This is a genomic window from Paenibacillus arenilitoris (assembly GCF_014705655.1).
In the GTDB taxonomy this organism is placed as follows: Bacteria; Bacillota; Bacilli; order Paenibacillales; family Paenibacillaceae; genus Pristimantibacillus; species Pristimantibacillus arenilitoris.
The window spans coordinates 60,401-78,265 of record NZ_JACXIY010000040.1; the positions used below are offsets into that span (position 1 = coordinate 60,401).

Annotated in this window: 12 protein-coding genes; 1 reads left to right on the plus strand and 11 read right to left on the minus strand. The window is 55.8% G+C overall.

Annotation, left to right across the window (positions count from 1 at the left end):
• Positions 1–430: 430 nt before the first annotated feature.
• The 8 genes from IDH41_RS26120 to IDH41_RS26155 form a co-directional block, all read right to left on the minus strand.
• Positions 431–1,543, minus strand: coding sequence for an S-layer homology domain-containing protein (locus IDH41_RS26120; RefSeq protein ID WP_190866425.1), 1,113 nt, complete (start codon positions 1,541–1,543; stop codon positions 431–433).
• Between the two features lie 70 nt (positions 1,544–1,613).
• Positions 1,614–3,935, minus strand: coding sequence for a discoidin domain-containing protein (locus IDH41_RS32045; protein ID WP_317890820.1), 2,322 nt, complete (start codon positions 3,933–3,935; stop codon positions 1,614–1,616).
• Between the two features lie 55 nt (positions 3,936–3,990).
• Entirely contained in the window at positions 3,991–5,901 is a 1,911-nt protein-coding gene (locus tag IDH41_RS26130; protein ID WP_223830075.1) for a DUF4185 domain-containing protein, read from the minus strand.
• Between the two features lie 140 nt (positions 5,902–6,041).
• The gene (locus tag IDH41_RS26135) at positions 6,042–6,716 is read right to left on the minus strand and encodes an SGNH/GDSL hydrolase family protein (RefSeq protein ID WP_190866429.1); all 675 of its coding nucleotides are present in this window, start codon (positions 6,714–6,716) and stop codon (positions 6,042–6,044) included.
• Between the two features lie 23 nt (positions 6,717–6,739).
• Positions 6,740–9,772: an alpha-mannosidase gene (locus IDH41_RS26140; protein ID WP_190866431.1), complete on the minus strand. Its 3,033-nt coding sequence runs from the start codon at positions 9,770–9,772 to the stop codon at positions 6,740–6,742.
• Positions 9,773–9,808: 36 nt separating this feature from the next.
• Entirely contained in the window at positions 9,809–11,440 is a 1,632-nt protein-coding gene (locus tag IDH41_RS26145) for an extracellular solute-binding protein (protein WP_190866433.1), read from the minus strand.
• Between the two features lie 85 nt (positions 11,441–11,525).
• Complete coding sequence (locus IDH41_RS26150; RefSeq protein WP_190866447.1) at positions 11,526–12,371, minus strand: carbohydrate ABC transporter permease; 846 nt, start codon at positions 12,369–12,371, stop codon at positions 11,526–11,528.
• Positions 12,372–12,443: 72 nt separating this feature from the next.
• A complete protein-coding gene (locus IDH41_RS26155; RefSeq protein WP_190866435.1) occupies positions 12,444–13,337 on the minus strand; it encodes an ABC transporter permease in 894 nt (297 codons plus the stop codon).
• Between the two features lie 312 nt (positions 13,338–13,649).
• Between IDH41_RS26155 and IDH41_RS26160 the strand changes: the two genes are divergently transcribed.
• A complete protein-coding gene (locus tag IDH41_RS26160; RefSeq protein ID WP_190866437.1) occupies positions 13,650–14,729 on the plus strand; it encodes a GntR family transcriptional regulator in 1,080 nt (359 codons plus the stop codon).
• 257 nt (positions 14,730–14,986) lie between these two features.
• On the opposite strand, the gene IDH41_RS26165 is transcribed toward IDH41_RS26160, so the two are convergent.
• The 3 genes from IDH41_RS26165 to IDH41_RS26175 are packed head-to-tail and all read right to left on the minus strand — an operon-like array spanning position 14,987 to position 17,491.
• On the minus strand, positions 14,987–15,853 hold the full coding sequence (locus IDH41_RS26165) for a 5'-3' exonuclease (RefSeq protein ID WP_190866439.1): 867 nt from the start codon (positions 15,851–15,853) through the stop codon (positions 14,987–14,989).
• 37 nt (positions 15,854–15,890) lie between these two features.
• Positions 15,891–17,102, minus strand: a complete 1,212-nt coding sequence (locus tag IDH41_RS26170) for an aminotransferase class I/II-fold pyridoxal phosphate-dependent enzyme (protein ID WP_223830076.1) — start codon at positions 17,100–17,102, stop codon at positions 15,891–15,893.
• A gap of 8 nt (positions 17,103–17,110) precedes the next feature.
• Positions 17,111–17,491: an arsenate reductase family protein gene (locus IDH41_RS26175; RefSeq protein WP_190866443.1), complete on the minus strand. Its 381-nt coding sequence runs from the start codon at positions 17,489–17,491 to the stop codon at positions 17,111–17,113.
• Between the last annotated feature and the right edge of the window lie 374 nt (positions 17,492–17,865).

The window sequence follows — 17,865 nt, forward strand, 5'->3', positions numbered from 1 at the left end:
ATTATATTATACTAACTAAATCTTGCAAGCAATCAAAGAGAACGGCTAACTAAGCGCAAAGACTGCGATTGTGCAGCCTTTGCGCCATCGATGAGGCAGCCGAAAGGAATGCCTGCGTACGCGCAGGCTTTTCAAGACGCGAGCCCCTATCGAGCTTATCCAAACGAAAAAACCTGCACATCCGCTCGCATTTTGCTTCACAGCCCGCATGAAGCGGTCAAAAGCCTGTACATTTGCAGTACATTTGCCAGGCTTCGGCACAAGACTCGTGCCTGGGAGCAGAACACGCGGCGGCTTCGGCGCGTGAAGCATCATTTGCTCAAGATGGCGGCAACAGAAATGAAAAAAAGGCGGTGCAGGGGTAAGACCGCCTAGCGCCGCCATTTTCCAAGCAAACCTTCTTTTGGGTCAGCCCTGGTAGAATTAACGATCAGGATTGGTTGTTCCCGTTCCGAATGTAGGAGTAGACATTATAAATAATCATGGCTGCCTGTGCGCGATTGGCATTGCGCTTGGGATGAATGCTGTTCGTATACCCTTGCACCATGCCCAGCTCCGTCAATACCGCAATGCTTGGACCCGCATAATCCGCAATCGCGCCTCGATCGCCGTATTTCCGCAGAACGCTCATGTCCGCCTCTCCGCCAATTCGATCGGCCGCGCGAAGCGCGCGTTCCGTCAGCGCCATCATTTCCTCTCTTGCAAGAGGCGAGGCAGGGCGGAACAGCCCGCGGCCGTCCCCCTTCGCAATGCCGAGACTAGCCGCCGACGCCACCGAATCGGCGTAATAGGCATCTGCGTCCACATCTGCGAAGCGATATTCGGGCGGCGCCGCAAGCTCAAGCGTTCTCATGAGAAGCAGCAGGAAGTCGGCTCTCTTAACAAGCTTCCCCGGACTGAACGTATCCTCTGTCGTGCCAAGAATGATGCCCTCGGAAGCAAGCGCGGCGATCTCTTCCCGCGCCCATTCGAAGCCGGCAAGATCCTTGAACGGATTCGTCCCGACCACAGTCAAAGCGGCGCTCGATTCGACTTGATCGGTTGCACGAATCAACTTGGAATCGACCGCGCTAACCTCTCGCAGAACGACCTCCGCTCTTCCCGCTTGAATAGCCTCGAAGCGGATCGTATACAGGACGCGGGTGCCGCTAATCCCGGCAACGTCGCCTACGAGCGTATGCGCAAGCTTGACCTCGCCGCCTTCGACGATCGGCTTCACCGAGAAGCCCGGCACATCCGTCGCGGCATCCAGCCATTTCAACTTATTGGCATCGAACGCCAGACCGATTTCAAAGGCGTAGACGTCTTTCAGCCGCTCTCCCCGAACGACGAGCTGGACGGTCTCTCCTTTAAGCGGTTCGTTCTCCAGGGCGGTCATGCTGTAATTCGGCTTCGTGTCCTTTTGCTCCAAGGCTGCGGCTGACGGAGCCGCAACCGTTGTCGAAGCGGCCGAAGCTTGGCCGGCGCTTCCGACACTAAACTCCATGCAGCTTATCGCTGCAATAAGAAGCAGAAAACGGGTCAACCAGCCTCGCAGCTTCATTTAAACGACCTCCTATGCGTTGTCCTTCAGAAGTTAAGCCCGATATCGTCACGCTTTTTTGTAACTTCCGTTACTCGAACACCTTTTGAGCCATAGCCGCGAGATCCTCGATGCCGATTTTGCCGTCATCGTTCAAATCCGCTTTTTTGTACCGATCCCAGTCGGGATCCGTCGACGCTTTGCCGTATGCCGCGGCAATCATGCCCAGATCGCCGATCGAGTATTTGCCGTCGTCGTTCAAGTCTCCCGAGTGATCCTCGGCAACGATTTGAATGCCGTGAGAAGCTCCCTCGAGCCGGAACTCCGCGCCTTCGCCATCGGCCAGAATCGCATTCGTCAAGGAGACGGTCGCGGTGACGGTCTCGTCGGTTGCTTTCGCGAGGAAATGCAGCTTCAGCATGTCGCCGTTCGCCTGACCGTCCAGGTTCACGAGCAGCAGCCTGATTTGTCCTTGCGACGGCGTCCGGCCGGCAATCATGACCTCCTCCGAAGCCTCCTCCGCGGATACGAATTCCAGCTGGTCAGCGTCATAGGCGAACGTTACGTCCTGTGCATATACGGCTTGCTCGACATGGCTTAGACCGTACTTCACCTCAAAGCTCTGTTCCGCATCGATCTCCGAAGGTCCGGTAACGGATGCTTCCGGAGCTTCGGCACCCGCTTCATGCCCGAATACTTTGAATTCCCATAACGAATAGCCGTGAAAGGTACCTCTGGACGTGCCGTACATGCGAACGTATCTGGCTTCGGTTTCCTCGAACGAAACGATATCGAGACCGCCGTCGCCCGTCGTCGTGCCGTAGACATCGGTCCAGTTCTCCCCGTCGTTCGATACTTGAATCCGGTAAGCGCTGCCGTATGCGGCTTCCCAATCCAGGTTGACGCGCTTAATGCGCTTCGGGGCTTCGAGGTCGACCTGAATCCACTGCGGATCGGAAGATTCGGATGCCCAGCGCGTTTCGCCGTCGCCGTCATTGGCACCAGCCGCCTGGTGCGAGCTCTCCGAGGAAGAGGCGGTAATCGGCTTGCCTTGAGCCAGTTCAACCGGCTCCGGACCGGTCGGCGGCGTCAAGTCCAGCTCCGGATTGGCCAGATCGAGCTTATACATCATCTGATTGTAGTTGTATCGCGGCATAGCGGGAGCTTCCGTGAACATATTCGTGAAGGTCGCCTCGAAATAGAGGAAACGTCCGTCGTCCTTGATGAAATATTCATGCTGGGAAGGATTATAGAAGGAGTACTCGTCGTGCGTAATGATTCGTTTCGCGATTTTCCATGGCCCGTTAGGCGCTGGCGCTTCCGCGAACCAAAGCTCGCCCAGCAGCGACGTCCGGCCGAATTTCTCTTGGCCGATCATCACGTAGCTTTCGCGATATTCGTTCCATTCGACGGAGCTTTGGGCGAGTTGAATCTCGTCGCCCGAATCGGCATCCTTCAGCTGGAAGTAGCGCTCGTCGCCGGTTTCGATCAAACCGAGCCGGATAAGCTCCTTCTCCCGTTCCTGCGTAAGCATTTGCGTATTTTTCTTCCAGCCCCATACGAGGTTCCCCTCGGCGTCGCGCTCCAGCTGCGTGTTCGCCCCGTCGTAAGTCGTCCCGGGCGCGAGCGGCGTGAACGATTCGTATTGCGTATAATCCACGATCGCATCCATTTTCGCCTCTACCCGAAGATTGGGGTACGTATGCTGGGTGAAAATATAATACCCTTTGCCGCCGTCCTCGTAATAAGTCCCTTGGCCGTCCTTGCCCGGATAGCGCCAGTCGCTCTTGCCCGGGAATTGGACCAGCTGCTCGAACTCCTGCTTCACGTCGCTCCAGATGAGAATGCCGTAAGCGTTAGGATCGGGCGTATGCGTGCTGTAGGCGGCCAGCAGCCGTTCCTCGCCGTCCTCGTCCTCTACGGTCATAAGACCGAATATCCAGGCGATGCCGGCTCCGTCTGGAAGCGGCGGAACCAAGCTTTTGACAAAACCGTCCTCGCGGGTTATATAGTCCAGATCGACGCCGACATCGAGGTCGAGACCTTGACCCGGCAGCTTCGACGTGGCGCCCGTCACGCGGAAATTCCCGAGCGGGTAGGCCGCGCGATCCGTATCGCCCCAGAACCAGTACAGCTTATCCTTGTATTCGATCGTTTGAACGGAATCCTGGCCCATCACCTTCCCGTTCAGGAGCGGCTCCTGAATCGGCGGCGTCTCGCCGAGCAGGACGCTGTCCCGGTAAATGCCTTGGCCGGTTACCCGGTACAGACGCTCGGCGATGTTGATCCGATTCATCGTCAGCGTGGCGCTGCCGCCCGGCGTCACGTCGACCGCTTGGCCGCGGTAGCCGAACATATCCGTCGGGACCTCGTACCCGTGACTGGACAGATGGAAGAAGACCGTTTGATTCATCAGTCCGGGCTCGTCGAAGGCGACATAACCGGCGCTGTCGGTGTAATAGCGGAGGTTATTCGTCGTTTTCAGCTCGACCGCCGGAATCCCCCGCCCCGTCTCGGCGTCTACGACTTGAATGTTGAACAGCTCCTGATTGTAGGCTTGGCTTTGCGCGGGGGTTGCGGCAGTACTGCCTTCCGACTCGCTTGCCATCGCCATACTGCCGGGGAATATCGCCGCTGCCAGCATGACGCTCGCCAAAAGTCCGGATGCTTTGCGCATATTTAATCCCATACCTTGCTTCCTCCTCATTGGCTGGATCCGCCGGGCGGCCGTTCTCGTTCTCTGTTGAGACGACAGGCTGGCCTTCGGCCAAATCGGTCGCCTGAGTCGTCAGGCCGAGAGCCGGATCGGCCAAGTCGAGCCTGTACATCATCTGATTGTAGTTGTAACGCGGCGTCGGCTCGCTGTCCGTGAACGTATTCGTGTAGGTGGCTTCCAAGTAAATGTATCGGCCGCCGGATTTGTCGAAAAACTCGTGATGGGCCGGGTTGTAGAACGTATAGTTGTCATGCGTAATGATTTTTTTGGCGGTCGTCCATGGCCCTTGAGGCGCAGGCGCTTCCGCGTACCACATTTCGCCGAGCCCCGAAGAGCTGCCGCCCGTCTGCTGTCCGAACATGACGTAACGATTCCGGTAGTCGTTCCATTCCACGGAGCTTCCTGCGAGGTTCACATCCGCGCCGGTATCCGCGTCCTTCAGCTGGTAATAGCGCGGATCGTCGGCATCGATCAGCCCGAGGTTAACGAGCTCTCTCTCCTGAGCCTGTCTGAGCGGAGGCGTATTTTTTTTCCAGCCCCATACCAGCTTGCCCACGGCGTCCCGCTCCAGCGACGTGTTCGCTCCGTCGAAGGCCGTTCCCGGCGCAAGCGGGGTGAACGCTTCGTATTGCGTATAATCCTTTATCGCATCGTACGTCGCCCTGACGCGGAGATTCGGCATCTGATGCTCGGTGAATACGTAGTACCCTTGGCCGTTCTCTTCGTAATAGCTCGCTTGGCCGCCGGGATGGCGCCAATCGTTTTTGTCCGGGAATTGAACGACAAGCTCGAATTGCTCCGTCTCGTCGTTGAATGCGAGAATGCCGAACGCGCTGAGAGGCGTATGCGTGCTGTAGCCGGCAAGCAGCTTCTCCTCGCCGTTCTCGTCCTCGACCGTCATCAGGCCGAATATCCAGGCGATGCCGGCTCCGTCGGGCAGCGGCGGAACCAGGCTTTTGACGAAGCCGTCCTCCTTCGTGAAATAATCGAAGTCTACCCCCGCGTCGGGATCGAGCCCGCCTTGTCCCGGCAGCTCGGACGTGGCTCCCGTCACGCGGAAGTTGCCGAGCGGGTAGGCGACGCGGTCCGTATCGCCCCAAATCCAGAACAGCTTATCCTTGTACTCGATCGCCTGCACGGAGTCCTGGCCCATCACCTTCCCGTTCAGCAGCGGCTCCTGAATGGGAGGCGTCTCGCCGAGAATGACGCTGTCGCGATAGATGCCTTGGCCGGTCAGCCGGTACAGCCGCTCGGCGATATTCACCCGGTCCATCGTCAGCGTGACGCTGCCTCCCGGCGTCACCTCGACCGCTTGCCCGTGATAGCCGAACATGTCCGCGGGAACCTCATACCCATGACTGAACATATGGAAGAAGACCGTTTCGTTCATGAGGCCCGGCTCCCGAAAGGCGGCGTAACCGGCGCTGTCCGTATAGTAGGAAATGTGGTTCGTCGTCTTCAGCTCCACGGCCGGAATGCCCCGCCCGGTCTCGGAGTCGACAACCCGTATGCTGAACGGCTCCTCGGCGTAGGCTTGCATTTGCGCGGGATTGTCGACGCTTCCGCCTTCCGCTCCCGCGGGCGTTGAATTTCCGGGCAAGACGGCCATGGCCAGCAAGCAGCAAGCGAGCAGCCCGGATATCTTCCTAAGCTTAAAATCCATACCAAATGAACCTCCTTTTATTAACTTGCCATTCCGGTTAAATAACTCGTTATGATCCTCCTTTCCCAGAGTATGGCGTTTCATCGGCGACTCGAATAATAAAAGCTGCCTGTCAATCCCGGCAGCTCTTGTTGAATTCGTTACATGTGATCCGTGCCGCTCATTCGTCTCCAGTCGAAGCCGATCGTCCGCAAGAAGGCGCGCGCGAGCAGCATATGGCCGGTCAAGCTCGGGTGCACCCGGTCGGAAGCGATCGCCGTCGGGTGAACATGTTCGAACATCGGGGCGAATACGGCTTGCGTATCCACGAACAACGCCCCGCAGCGCTCCGCAACCCTCCCGGCTGCCCGGCCGAATTCGTCCATCCGCTTGCGCATCCGATCCTCGGCGTTCGGCTCGAGATAGAACGGCGTCATGATAACAAGTCCCTGCAGACCCGGAAGAGCGGACTTCGCGATTTCCTCCAGCGTTCGTTCGTATTCCTCGAGAGGTATATGAGACTCCGGTATGGCCGGCTGATCGAACTGCCGCCATACGTCGTTGATGCCGATCATGACCGTCAGCCAGTCCGGCTTCAGCTCCAGCACGTCCGATTGCCATCTCGCCTTCAAGTCTCTAACCGTATTGCCCCCGATTCCCATGTTGGTAACGCGAACGGACAGCTCCGGATACGCGGCTTGCAGCATGGCGTCCACAAGCGCCGCGTACCCCCTCCCAACGCCTTGAAACAGTCCTTCCCCGTACGGGAATTTGCGCTCGCAATCCGTAATCGAATCCCCGATCATCACGAGCCGTTGCCCTTGTTCCAGCTTCATCGTCATTGGCCTCCCTCGTATTTTCACTTTAAAGCAAGCCGTATCGTCTTCACTTCGAATGGCCGGAAGCGAAGCGACAGGCTGTTCCCCGCGCATGGCAATGCCGCCATGTTCCGCTCCAGCATATCGGTCTCGTACGCCGACGCCACGGACAGGCCGGCATGCACGCCGCACGATACCGAAGCGCCTTTGCACTCGTATAGACGAACGATCCAATCGCCCGATCCGTCTTCGGCCAACTTGACCGTCTCCGCAATCACATTCGCCTGATCGAGTTGAAGCAGCGACCGCGCCTCCAACCGGCTGCCTTGGGGCGCGAGGCTGACAGAATAATTCAGCTCGTAGGCTTCCCGGACGACGGGACTGTCGAGGAACGATCCGTTCCACGCCACGAACCCGTACGTGAACCGGTGCGTGCCTTGATCGGACGTTTCGTCCGGATAGGTCGGCGACCTGAGCAAGGTCATGCTCATGAGCCGATCCTGTACCGAAATGCCGTATTTGCAATCGTTCAGCAGCGCGAAGCCGCGGTTCGTCTCCGCTAGCGCCGACCACTTATGCTGGCAGACCTCGTAACGATCCGCGTCATGGGGACGAGAGGAATGATTCGGCCGTTTGACGTAGCCGAACTGGATTTCCTGCATCGACTCGTTCGCATGGACGCGGACGGGGAAATCGACGCGGAGCATCTTGTTCGTCTCGTTCCATTGCACGGTCGTATCGAATTCGATCCGACGGCTGCCGGAGCGGATGCGAATATGCTGCACCAGCCTCGACTGATGAAGCTTTCGCTCCACGCGAACGGCCGCGAAGAGCGGACCGTCCGCCGTAACGGTTATGTCGGCCTTGTCGGCCAGCTCGACGGGCGACATCCGGTAACGGCGGTCGATCTCCCACGCATCGAAGGCGGAGGGCCGATCGCGGTACATCTTCATGACGTTGCATGCGTCTGCCGCCCATTCGGTTCCCGTTTCTTTGTCTACGATGCTGACCAGCTCGCCCCGATCGTTAATGGCGATCGTCATATATTCGTTTTCCATGCGGGACGCGGCAGCCGTCGCGGCCGCGCGGACTGCAGCCGGCTTGCTCCCCTCGCCGATCGAGTACGTCGCCCATCCCATGGGAGGCGCTTCGACCTCGGCATACAAGCGGCCGTCATAGGATTGAACAGGCATCGCCTGCCCGTCCCGGTCCGCAATGCCGCGGACGCCGTCCGGCAGCGCCACCAGCTCCTTCCTGCCCCAGGACAAAGCGTTGAACACCGTAATGCCGGAGCGTTCGCCATCCGCCAATGCTTGTCTGGCGCCTGCGGCCATTTCGCGGATCGTTTCGTTCAACGAGGCAAGCTCGGCCTGCGCTTCTTCATGGACGCGATGAATCGAAGTGCCGGGCAAAATATCATGGAAATGCTGAAGCAGCAGACGCTTCCACAGACGATCCATCTCCCGGTAAGGGTACGCCTTGTCCAGAAGCCGCTGCGCGGCCGCGCCCCACAATTCCGTCTCGCGGAAGCCGATCTCCGCCTTGCGGTTCAATCGCTTCAGCTTCGCTTGCGTCGTATACGTCGCCCGATGGGCCGGATAATACAGCTCCCCGACATATTTGGCATCGGGCATCCCCTTCTCGAGCTGATCGCGGAAATATTCGATCGGCGAGCCATGCCTGGTCCGCGGAACGCCTTCCAGGTTGCCGAGTCGCTTCAGAAACTCCAGGTCATCCCGGTTCGCGCCGCCGCCGCCGTCACCGTGCCCGAACTGAACAAGCCGCGTCGCAATGCCGTCCTTCTGGACGCGATCGTTCCATTGGCGAATAAGAAACGAAGGATTGACCCGAATCGGATACTCGCCGTAATCGAGAAGATGCGTCAGAACTTGCGTGCCGTCAATCCCCTCCCAGAAGAAGGTGTTGTACGGGAACGGATCCGAGACGTTCTCGTAGGTTTGGAACATCTTCACCGAAGCAAAATAACGAATACCGCAGCCTTTCATAATTTGCGGAATGTTGCCGGAGTATCCGAACACGTCGGGCAGCCATAGCATTTCGTTGTCCTTGCCGAATTCCTCCATGAAAAACCGCTTGCCGTGAACGAATTGGCGGATCAAGCTTTCCCCCGCAGGCAAGTTCGTGTCGGACTCTACCCACATCCCGCCTTCCGGAATAATCCGGCCCTCCGCCACGCGCCGTTTGATCCGCTCGTACAGCTCGGGATACAGCTCCTTGGCCAGCTGAAACAAATACGGCTGGCTCTGCGTGTACCGATAGTCGGGATATTCCTCCATCAATGCAAGCTGGTTCGACATGGTCCGGGCGATTTTCCGTTTCGTCTCTTCGATCGGCCAAAGCCAAGCAATATCCAGATGAGACTGGCCCATCAGGTACAGCAATGGAGACGTCGAGCCGTTCACGCACGCCAGGAGCGGCTCCATCCATTCGCGGCACTGCTTGACGCCGGCCGTCAGCGCCTCCCCCCGGAGGCCGAAATCGATCGTTGCGATTACTTGCTTCATGCATTGATTGATTTCCGAAGCTCGCAGAGCATTCGAATCGATTTGTTCGCAGACCTGCCACAAGCATTCCAAATCTATGAAAAATTGATAGATTTCCTCTTCAAATACGCATAAATGCGATTCGCCGAACACCGGCTGCCGATTCGTATGACCGGCATACGCTTCGGCGACGATTTCGAACGTCTCGCCGGTCCTCGCGTTACGGGTCAACGTCACGTCGTTATGCTGGAGATCGAGCGCCCCTCGCACCATGCCGTTCATATAGATCGTCGCTTCCGCGCCGAAATTAAGCAGCGCGACCAACCTTTTGCCTTCCGCCTCTTTCGGAACGGTTACCTCGGCTCTGAGCCACGCATACACCCAATTATCGCCCCATCGGTCTCCCGTTCGTACAGGCTCGAAACGGTTATCTCCAATTTCCGTATAAGACAGGCGTTCCTTCGTTTCAAAGCCGGCGAATTCGATCGGCGCGATTCGGGTATAAATCCTTCTGTTTTTTTCCTTCAGCAGGTTCTCGACAAGATACTGAATCTCTGTTTTCGCATTCAAGTTTCCGCTCACATCCCATCGTTTCGTCCGAACGATTTATTGCACGGCTCTTTTCGCGGCATCGTTGTAGATTTGCAATACTTTATCGATATCGCCCATCTTATGGAGCTGATCGATAAATTTCTGCCATTCGTTAAAGTTGGCCTTGCCCGATACGAATTTCGCCTGTTCTTCCGTCACGAAGGTTTTGACCGGATTCATAATTTCCGAAATTTGCTGGCTTTCATCCTGCGTGAATTGAAGGCTGGGCTCGCTGTACCAGGACGGCACATATTCGTTCTCCGGCATCGGCAGGCTTGTCAGATACTCCGCCTTCTCGATCGGCACTTCCTCGTATTTGCCTCCGAATAACGTATAGTCCGTTGCCGCGAAATCTACGAATGCTCTTGCGTCATTCGCCACCTGAAGGCCCGGGTTATGCTTGCGGCTTGCCCGCATGCCGTATTTGTCTCCCTCCAGCCAAGGGTCCGCAGCCGTTTTCAACGACTCCACAAAGGTCGGATTTCCGTCTTCCCCGATCGTATAGGTCGTTCCCTCGATTCCCCAAGTCGTTAGCCGGATCACTTCATCGGAATATTGCATATCGATAAATTGGATGAGCTCTTCCGGATTTTTGGCATTGGCGCTGATGCAGTACGTGGCCCAGCCCAAGTCCGGCGTATTCCCGTTCGCGACCTCTTGCCACGCTTTGCCGTATTTCGGATTATCGGGGTATAGCGACACGGCGAAAATTTTGCCGTCGTTAACCGTGCGCGTATATTCGCCCGGCGTCGTAAACCACTGCGTCAGCCACATGAAATTATCGCCGTTCAGCGCTTTTCTTTGGAGCGTGTCGTCCGTATCGATCGTATACTCGGGATCGAGCAGCTCCTCCGAATAAAGCCGGTTGGCGAATTGCAGGGCATCCTTGTAGCCCTCTTCCAGAACGCCGTACACGTATTTGCTGCCGTCCCAAAAAATGTCGTCCTTGACATGGTTGGCGGAGAACAGGGAGCGCAGGCTGTTCCATCTTGTGGCGACGGGATACTTATCCGGGTAAAGCTCCTTCAGCTTTTTGGCCGCATCGTAAAATTCATCCAGCGTTTCCGGAATCTTTATGTCGTTCGATTGAAACACGTCATAGCGATACGACGACGTATTCTGAATCAACATGCCTTTGTCTTCGGGAAATCTGGGGGTAGACGTTTCCTTGAAGTAAAACATCTCGCCTTCGGCGTTCGTGACGCGCGCCATGCCGTTTTTCACTTTGCTGAGATAGTTCATGTAGTTGGGCATGAGATCCTTGTATTGACCGAGCTCCAGAATCTGGCCTTGCTCCGCCATCTCCGTCGTATCGTAGAAGAGCGGGGTCACGAAGAAGTCCGTCAAATCGTCGCTTGCGATCATCAGCTTCACTTTTTCGTCGTATTCGGAGGATGGAATATAGTTGTATTCGATATCGAGCTTTTTACCCAGCTTCTCTTCCATTACTCTTTTCCACTCTTTGCCTACCATGCTATTCTCGTTATCTACGCCTCCCGACGGCAGCGTCACGGAGAAGGACAACGTTCCGCCCTCGGTTGCCGTCGATTCGTTTTCTGCAGGTTCATTGTTGGTTGTACAGCCTGTCGCGGCAAAAGCCAGCGTAACTGCCATGATCAAACTGAGCTTTTTGGTCATTTTGTTCATGTTAGAACCTCCCTTTTGAATGTTTGAACGATTTTGGAATGAATGGCGAATGAAATCCCCTGCTCACCTCCCTTCATGCCTCCCATTAGCCTTTAATGGACCCGATCAAGATGCCTCTCGTGAAATGCTTCTGGAAGAACGGGTATATGCACATGATCGGGAACATCGTAATAATGATCACGCTCATCCGGACGGCCTTCGGATCGAGCGCATCCCCCGGGGCGTTGATGGCAACGCCGCTGCCCGCTCCGGTTCTCCCTTGGATCGCGTTCGTGTCCAACGTGAACAAGTAGTTTCGCAGAACCATCTGCAAAGGATACTTATCCTGATCCTGCAAGTATACTAACGCTTCAAACCAGCTGTTCCAGCTTCCTACGAGTCCGAATAACGCGAAGGTGGCGAGCAGCGCTTTCGACAGCGGCAAAACGATCCGAAAAAGAACGACAACATCGTTCGCCCCGTCGATGAGCGCGGAATCCTTCAATTCCGAAGGAATGTTCTGGAAGAAGGTCCGGAACAGAAATACGTTGTATGCGCCGACCGCGCCCGGCAAAATCATGACCCAAACCGTATTGAGCAAATCCAGGCTGCGCATGAGCAAGTAAGTCGGGATTAATCCGCCGCTGAAAAACATCGTGATCATGAGGAAAATCGTCAAAAATTTCTTCCCCGCGAAGCCCGGGATGGTAAGCGGATAAGCCATCAAGGAAGTAAACAGCAGCATGATGCCGGTAGATCCGACCGCATAGAGGATCGAATTCAAGTACCCCTTGTAAATATAGGGATCCTGAAACACGGTCGTATACGCCTCTAGCGTGAAGCCTCTTGGCCAGACGGTCACGCCGCCCGACGATATGTAACGGGCGCTGCTCATCGAAGTGGCGATTATATTGAAGATGGGATACAACACGACAATCAGAATGACGATCATAATCCCGATATTGACGACATCGAACGTTTTGGAGCCTATCGTTTCATTGTTTGATTTCAAATTGCCCGCCTCCTAGAACAAGCTTGTTTCCGAAACTTTGCGGCTAACCCAGTTCGCAAGGAACAAGATCGTGAAGGATATGATCGACATGAACAATCCGATAGCCGTCGTATATTCGTACTGCGCGCCCAAGATCCCTTGCCGGTAAACGTAGGAGCCGATGACATCCGCCACGCTGTACGTTTCGGGAGAATAGAGCAATATAATTTTCTGGAAATCGGTCCCTAATATGCCGCCTATCGCGAAGATGAGCAAAATAACCGTAGTCGGCCTGATGGACGGCCAAGTAATATGCAGCACCTTCTTCCATCTGCCCGCACCGTCCACTTCCGCAACATCGTACAGCGTAGGATCGATTCCGCTCATGGCCGCGAGGTAAATAATCGTCCCGAAACCGACGCCCTGCCAAATGCCGGAGGAAATGAAGATCGTCCGGAAATAGTCCGGCTCGAGAAGAAACATGATCGGGGTTCCGCCGAAATACGCGATGATGTCGTTAAACAGGCCGTCCCTGGACGCAAACTCCTTCAGCAATCCCGCAACGATCACGACCGATATGAAATGCGGGAAATAAGAGACGGTTTGCACGAGTTTTTTGAAGCGCTTACTTCTCAGCTCGTTGAACAGCAGGGCCAGGATGATCGGCGCCGGGAAGGACCAGAACAACGTATAGACGCCTAGCAGCAGCGTATTTTTTAAAACCCGGAAGGCCATGGGATCGTTCAAAAACGTTTGGAAGTACTTTAATCCGACCCATTCACTCCCCATGACGCCCTTCGCGGCGCTGTAGTCCTTAAAAGCGATCAAAATCCCGTACATCGGAAAATACGCGAAAACCAAAATCGTGAGAAAGCCCGGCAGCACCATGAAATAGAGATAGCGATGTTTCCAAAGTTTGGGCAGCATTTCCCTAACACCCTTTCCATTTGATCTTGTTGCCATGTTGTTCTATTGCTTGATTGGCATTCCGGCAATGAAGCCGGCTTAGAAGAAAGCGCATTCATTTCTTCGATGTAAAGAATCGCAGCTTTCGATGGCATCCAATCCGCAAATGTCGTCCCCCATCCACCTCCAAAGTTATTATGCTAATAAGAAATTAACACATACTAATTTTGGCGTCAATACGTTAATTTTTTATTATAAGTTTGATTAAGTTTGTATACTTTTTAAAGCGCTATGGGCTATAATGGAGCAAATGTCTAGCAGAGGTGACCAGAAATGAGCAAGAGCGAAGCGACATTGCCCAAGTATCGGCAGGTGAAGGATTACGTGCTGCTGCAAATCGAGAATAACGAGCTGGGCGAAGACGGACGGATTCCGAGCGAATCGGAGTTTTCCAAGCTATTGGATGTCAGCTCGATTACGGTGAGAAAAGCTTTGACCGAGCTGGTTAACGAAGGGGTCATCTATCGGGTCAGGGGAAGAGGCAGCTTTGTTTCCAATCGGGCAAGCATGCCGGCGGATAAAGCGCCGCATTACGTTACCCTTATTATTTCCGGCAAGGACATGAACGATAGTTCCTATATGCAGATTATTAAAGGCATTCAGTCGTATCTTAGCCAACAGGATTGCAAGCTTATTATCGAATTTGTGGAAAATGACTTTGAACAGGAGCGCGAGCTCGTTCTGAAGCTGACTTTAACCGAAACCCGCGGGCTTCTTATCTATTCCGCCGACCCCGACGCAGCCAAAGCCTATTTGAATGAGCTTCGGAAAAAACGAATGCCGTTCGTCATGCTTGACCGCAGCCCGCCCGGATATCCGGCCGATAGCGTGACCTGCAACAATCACGACGGCGCCTACGAAGCCGTCCAGTATTTGATCGCTCAAGGCTATACGCGGATCGGCTTCGCCGCTTACGACTTTCATCTGAGTACGGAGGCTGACCGGTACAACGGATACCGGCATGCCCTGTCGGACGCCGGTCTTGCCCCGAGTCCGGACATCATGTTTCTCCGGAAAGCTCTGGACTACAGCGAGATGGCGAGCCTCATCCGTCGCGGGGAGCTCACCGCCCTCTTCTGCGCGAACGACCGGCGCGCCTTGGAAGCCATCGATCGGCTCAGCATGCTCGGCGTCCGTATCCCGGATCAGTTGTCCGTCATGGGCTTCGACGATTTCGAAGGCTCCAAATTCGCCAAGGTGCCGCTAAGCACCGTCAAACAATATTTCGAAAATTTAGGCTACGAAGGCGCCAAGCTCCTGTTCGATAGCGGCAAGGACGATATTCCGCTCGGCTACAAGAAGATTTTGCTGTCGACCGATTTGGTCATCCGCGATTCCGTCCGGGAAAAATAAAGGCGCAAACAAACCCGGCACCCCTATGCTAGGCGTATCATGAAAAAAAGCCGCCATAAGATTGGCGGCGTGTACCTTTCAACGTTTGAGCCTGATTATTACTTTCAACTGGCTGTGATTCAAATGCTCAGATGCCCCTGACAGTCGTAAAAAAACGACTCTTCCATGATTGGAATAGCCGTTTTCTTCGAAGAATTAAACGCTTCTGCATCATGCAGGAGCTTAAACTTTTATTCATTCAAGCGTTTCTTCCTATGTCAGCTGATCAACGAAAGCAAGCTCTTAAACTCCAGCTCCTCGAATTTGCGCAGCACGGTATCGCGGTTGTAAGCCCAGCAACAGACGTCAAGCTCTGCCGAGACCGGCGCGTCGCAGCGGATCGTCGCAAGGTCCCGGGACAAATGGAGCATGTCGAGATCGGCCTCGATTTTGGCGCGGATCGTTTTGGATACGGCATCGAGGTTCGCCAGCAAGCCTTCGATCGAGCCGTGCTCCTGTATGAGCTTATGCGCCGTCTTCTCGCCGATTCCTTTCACGCCCGGATAGTTGTCGCTCGTGTCGCCCATCAGCCCTTTAATGTCGATAATTTGCGCCGGCGTCAATTGGCGCTCCTCCATCAAACTCAAGGGCGTATACACCGCATAGTTGCCGATGCCCTTCTTCATGATCGCGATCGACACCCGCTCGTCGACCAGCTGCAGCAAATCGTGGTCGCCGGTTACGACGACGATCTCCGCCTGATCCTTGAACGCGGCCGCGAGCGTGCCGATGCAATCGTCGGCCTCGAAGCCTTCGATGCCGATATTCGGCACGTCGAAGCTCGCGACGACCTCCTTCACCAGATCGAACTGCGGGATCATGTCCTCGGGCGCGGAGGGCCGGTTCGCCTTGTACCCGTCGTACTGCGACGTGCGGAACGTCGTGCTTCCCATATCCCAGCAGCAGATGACATGCGTCGGGTTAAACGTCTTGACCGCGTCCATGAAATAACGGACGAAGCCGTGCACCGCGTTGACCGGCACGCCGGCGCTCGTCTTCCGGACGCTGCCGCCGAAAGCCGTCGCGAAGTACGCCCGGAATAGAATAGCCATGCCGTCTACGAGCAGCAATCTTTGTTCGCTCATTGTACAATCTCCTCTCGATATTCTAATAATCCTCTATTCATTCATGATTGCCGCGAATGAAGCTTCCGATTCGTCCGGCCGCTTCCTTCAGCCGCTCCTCGCTCTCGACGAGCGCGATTCGGACGTAGCCTTCGCCCTCCGAGCCGAACGCTTCCCCCGGAACGACGACTACCCCGGTCGCCTTCAGCATTTCCTGGGAAATTAGTCGTGAGCTCCACGGCTCACCCGTCGACCACAGCATCGGCGGCAGCGGCGCCCATACGAACATCGTCGCCTTCGGAGCGGCAACCGGCCAACCTTCGGCATTCAGCGCTTCGACAAGCACGTCCCTGCGCCGCTCGTACAGCTTGCCCGCTTTCGGAGCGGCCGCATCGTTCATCGCTTCCCGCAGCGCCGCGATGCCCGCTTCCTGCACGGGATCGAATACGCCGTAATCGATGTTCGCCTTCAGCTCGCGGAGCGCGCTTACGGCCGTCTCGTTTCCGGCCAGAAACCCGATCCGGCAGCCCGCCATATTGAAGCTTTTGGATAACGAATGGAATTCGACCGCCTGCTCGCTCGCGCCGGGGATTTGCAGAATGCTCGGCGGCTCGCAGCCGTCGAAGCCCATCTCCGAATAGGCCAAATCATGCACGACCAGCACGCCGTGCCGGCGAGCCTTATCCAGCACACGTTCGAAGAAGGCAAGGTCCGCCACGGCCGATAGCGGGTTATTCGGGTAGTTGAGCAAAATAAACGACGCACGGTCCCAATCCTCGTCGGCAATGGCATCCAGATCCGGCATAAAGCCGTTTTCCTCCCGCAGCGGCATGAGCCTGCCTTCGACGCCGGCAAGCGCGAGCGAGGCCGCATAGATCGGATAGCCGGGATTCGGAAGCAGCGCCATATCGCCCGGATCGCAAAGCGCCATCGCCAGATGAGCCAAGCCGTCCTGCGAGCCGAGCAGCGTCACGATCTCCGAGGCCGGATCGAGCGTTACGCCGAAGCGATGCTTCATCCAGTCGGCGGCAGCCTGGCGGAACGGCAAGCCGCTCTTCGTCGCCGGGTAGGCGTACATGTCCTCCCGGAGCGACGCTTCGCTCAGCGCCTTCCTGACGGCGGGCGTAGGCGGCTGGTCCGGGCTGCCGATGCCGAGATCGATAATGTCGAGCCCGCTTGCCGCCGCCTCCAGCTTCCACGCCGCCACTTCCGCGAAGATGGACGAGCCCAGGAGGGACAGCCGCTCGGACCTTAACTTGGTTTTCGCCATCCGCCCATTCACCCCCTCCCTCTCTTCCATTCCTGCTCGTACAGCTCTTCCTTGTAGCCGACCGTTACTTTGCTCCCGTCCGTTACGATCGGACGCTTGATCAGCATGCCGTGCGCGGCGAGCAGCTCGTACTTCTCGTCGTCGGTCATCGAGGCCAGCTTGTCCTTCAGTCCGAGCTCCTTGTACACCTCGCCCGACGTGTTAAAAAACTTTTTCAGCTCCAGCCCGCTCAGCTGGACGAGCTCCTTCAGCTCTTTCGCGGTCGGCGTATCCGTCACGATATCCCGCGACGCCACCTCGTTCCCTTTGCTTTGCAGCGATTTGACCGCCGCGCGGCATGTGCTGCATTTCGGATACAGAATGATCGTTACTTTTCTCTGCTTCCCCACGGCTGCATGTCCTCTCCCATCGCTCTATCGCAAGCGCCGAACTTGTTCTCCGCGCGGCGCCGCATCATACACATTTAGTGCCTGATCCTGTCCACTAACTTCAACCGTTCCGCATCGTACCCGCGCATGATAAACCCTGCACGCTATTCTCAAAAACATCGCATCATTCTTATAAGGGCTAAGCCCTGCACCCTAATCGCAAATACACCCAAGCCTGTCTACTAATCTCAAAATTTGAAACTAAACGGCCTTTTGCACGCGTCGATTCGCTATTAATTGCAATTTCTTCACTAGCCATGCGACAAACCTAACATGATCTGAAAGTTTTCCTTTTCAAAAACAAAAAAGTTCCCTATTGTGAGAGTATGGCACTT

Coding starts and splice junctions, on each gene's coding strand:
- IDH41_RS26120 (WP_190866425.1), bottom strand. CDS start 1,543: ATGAAGCTGCGAGGCTGGTTGACCCGTTTTCTGCTTCTTATTGCAGCG.
- IDH41_RS26130 (WP_223830075.1), bottom strand. CDS start 5,901: ATGGATTTTAAGCTTAGGAAGATATCCGGGCTGCTCGCTTGCTGCTTG.
- IDH41_RS26150 (WP_190866447.1), bottom strand. CDS start 12,371: ATGATCGTCATTCTGATTGTCGTGTTGTATCCCATCTTCAATATAATC.
- IDH41_RS32045 (WP_317890820.1), bottom strand. CDS start 3,935: ATGAATCAAACGGTCTTCTTCCATCTGTCCAGTCACGGGTACGAGGTC.
- IDH41_RS26145 (WP_190866433.1), bottom strand. CDS start 11,440: ATGAACAAAATGACCAAAAAGCTCAGTTTGATCATGGCAGTTACGCTG.
- IDH41_RS26135 (WP_190866429.1), bottom strand. CDS start 6,716: ATGAAGCTGGAACAAGGGCAACGGCTCGTGATGATCGGGGATTCGATT.
- IDH41_RS26170 (WP_223830076.1), bottom strand. CDS start 17,102: ATGGCGAAAACCAAGTTAAGGTCCGAGCGGCTGTCCCTCCTGGGCTCG.
- IDH41_RS26160 (WP_190866437.1), top strand. CDS start 13,650: ATGAGCAAGAGCGAAGCGACATTGCCCAAGTATCGGCAGGTGAAGGAT.
- IDH41_RS26165 (WP_190866439.1), bottom strand. CDS start 15,853: ATGAGCGAACAAAGATTGCTGCTCGTAGACGGCATGGCTATTCTATTC.
- IDH41_RS26155 (WP_190866435.1), bottom strand. CDS start 13,337: ATGCTGCCCAAACTTTGGAAACATCGCTATCTCTATTTCATGGTGCTG.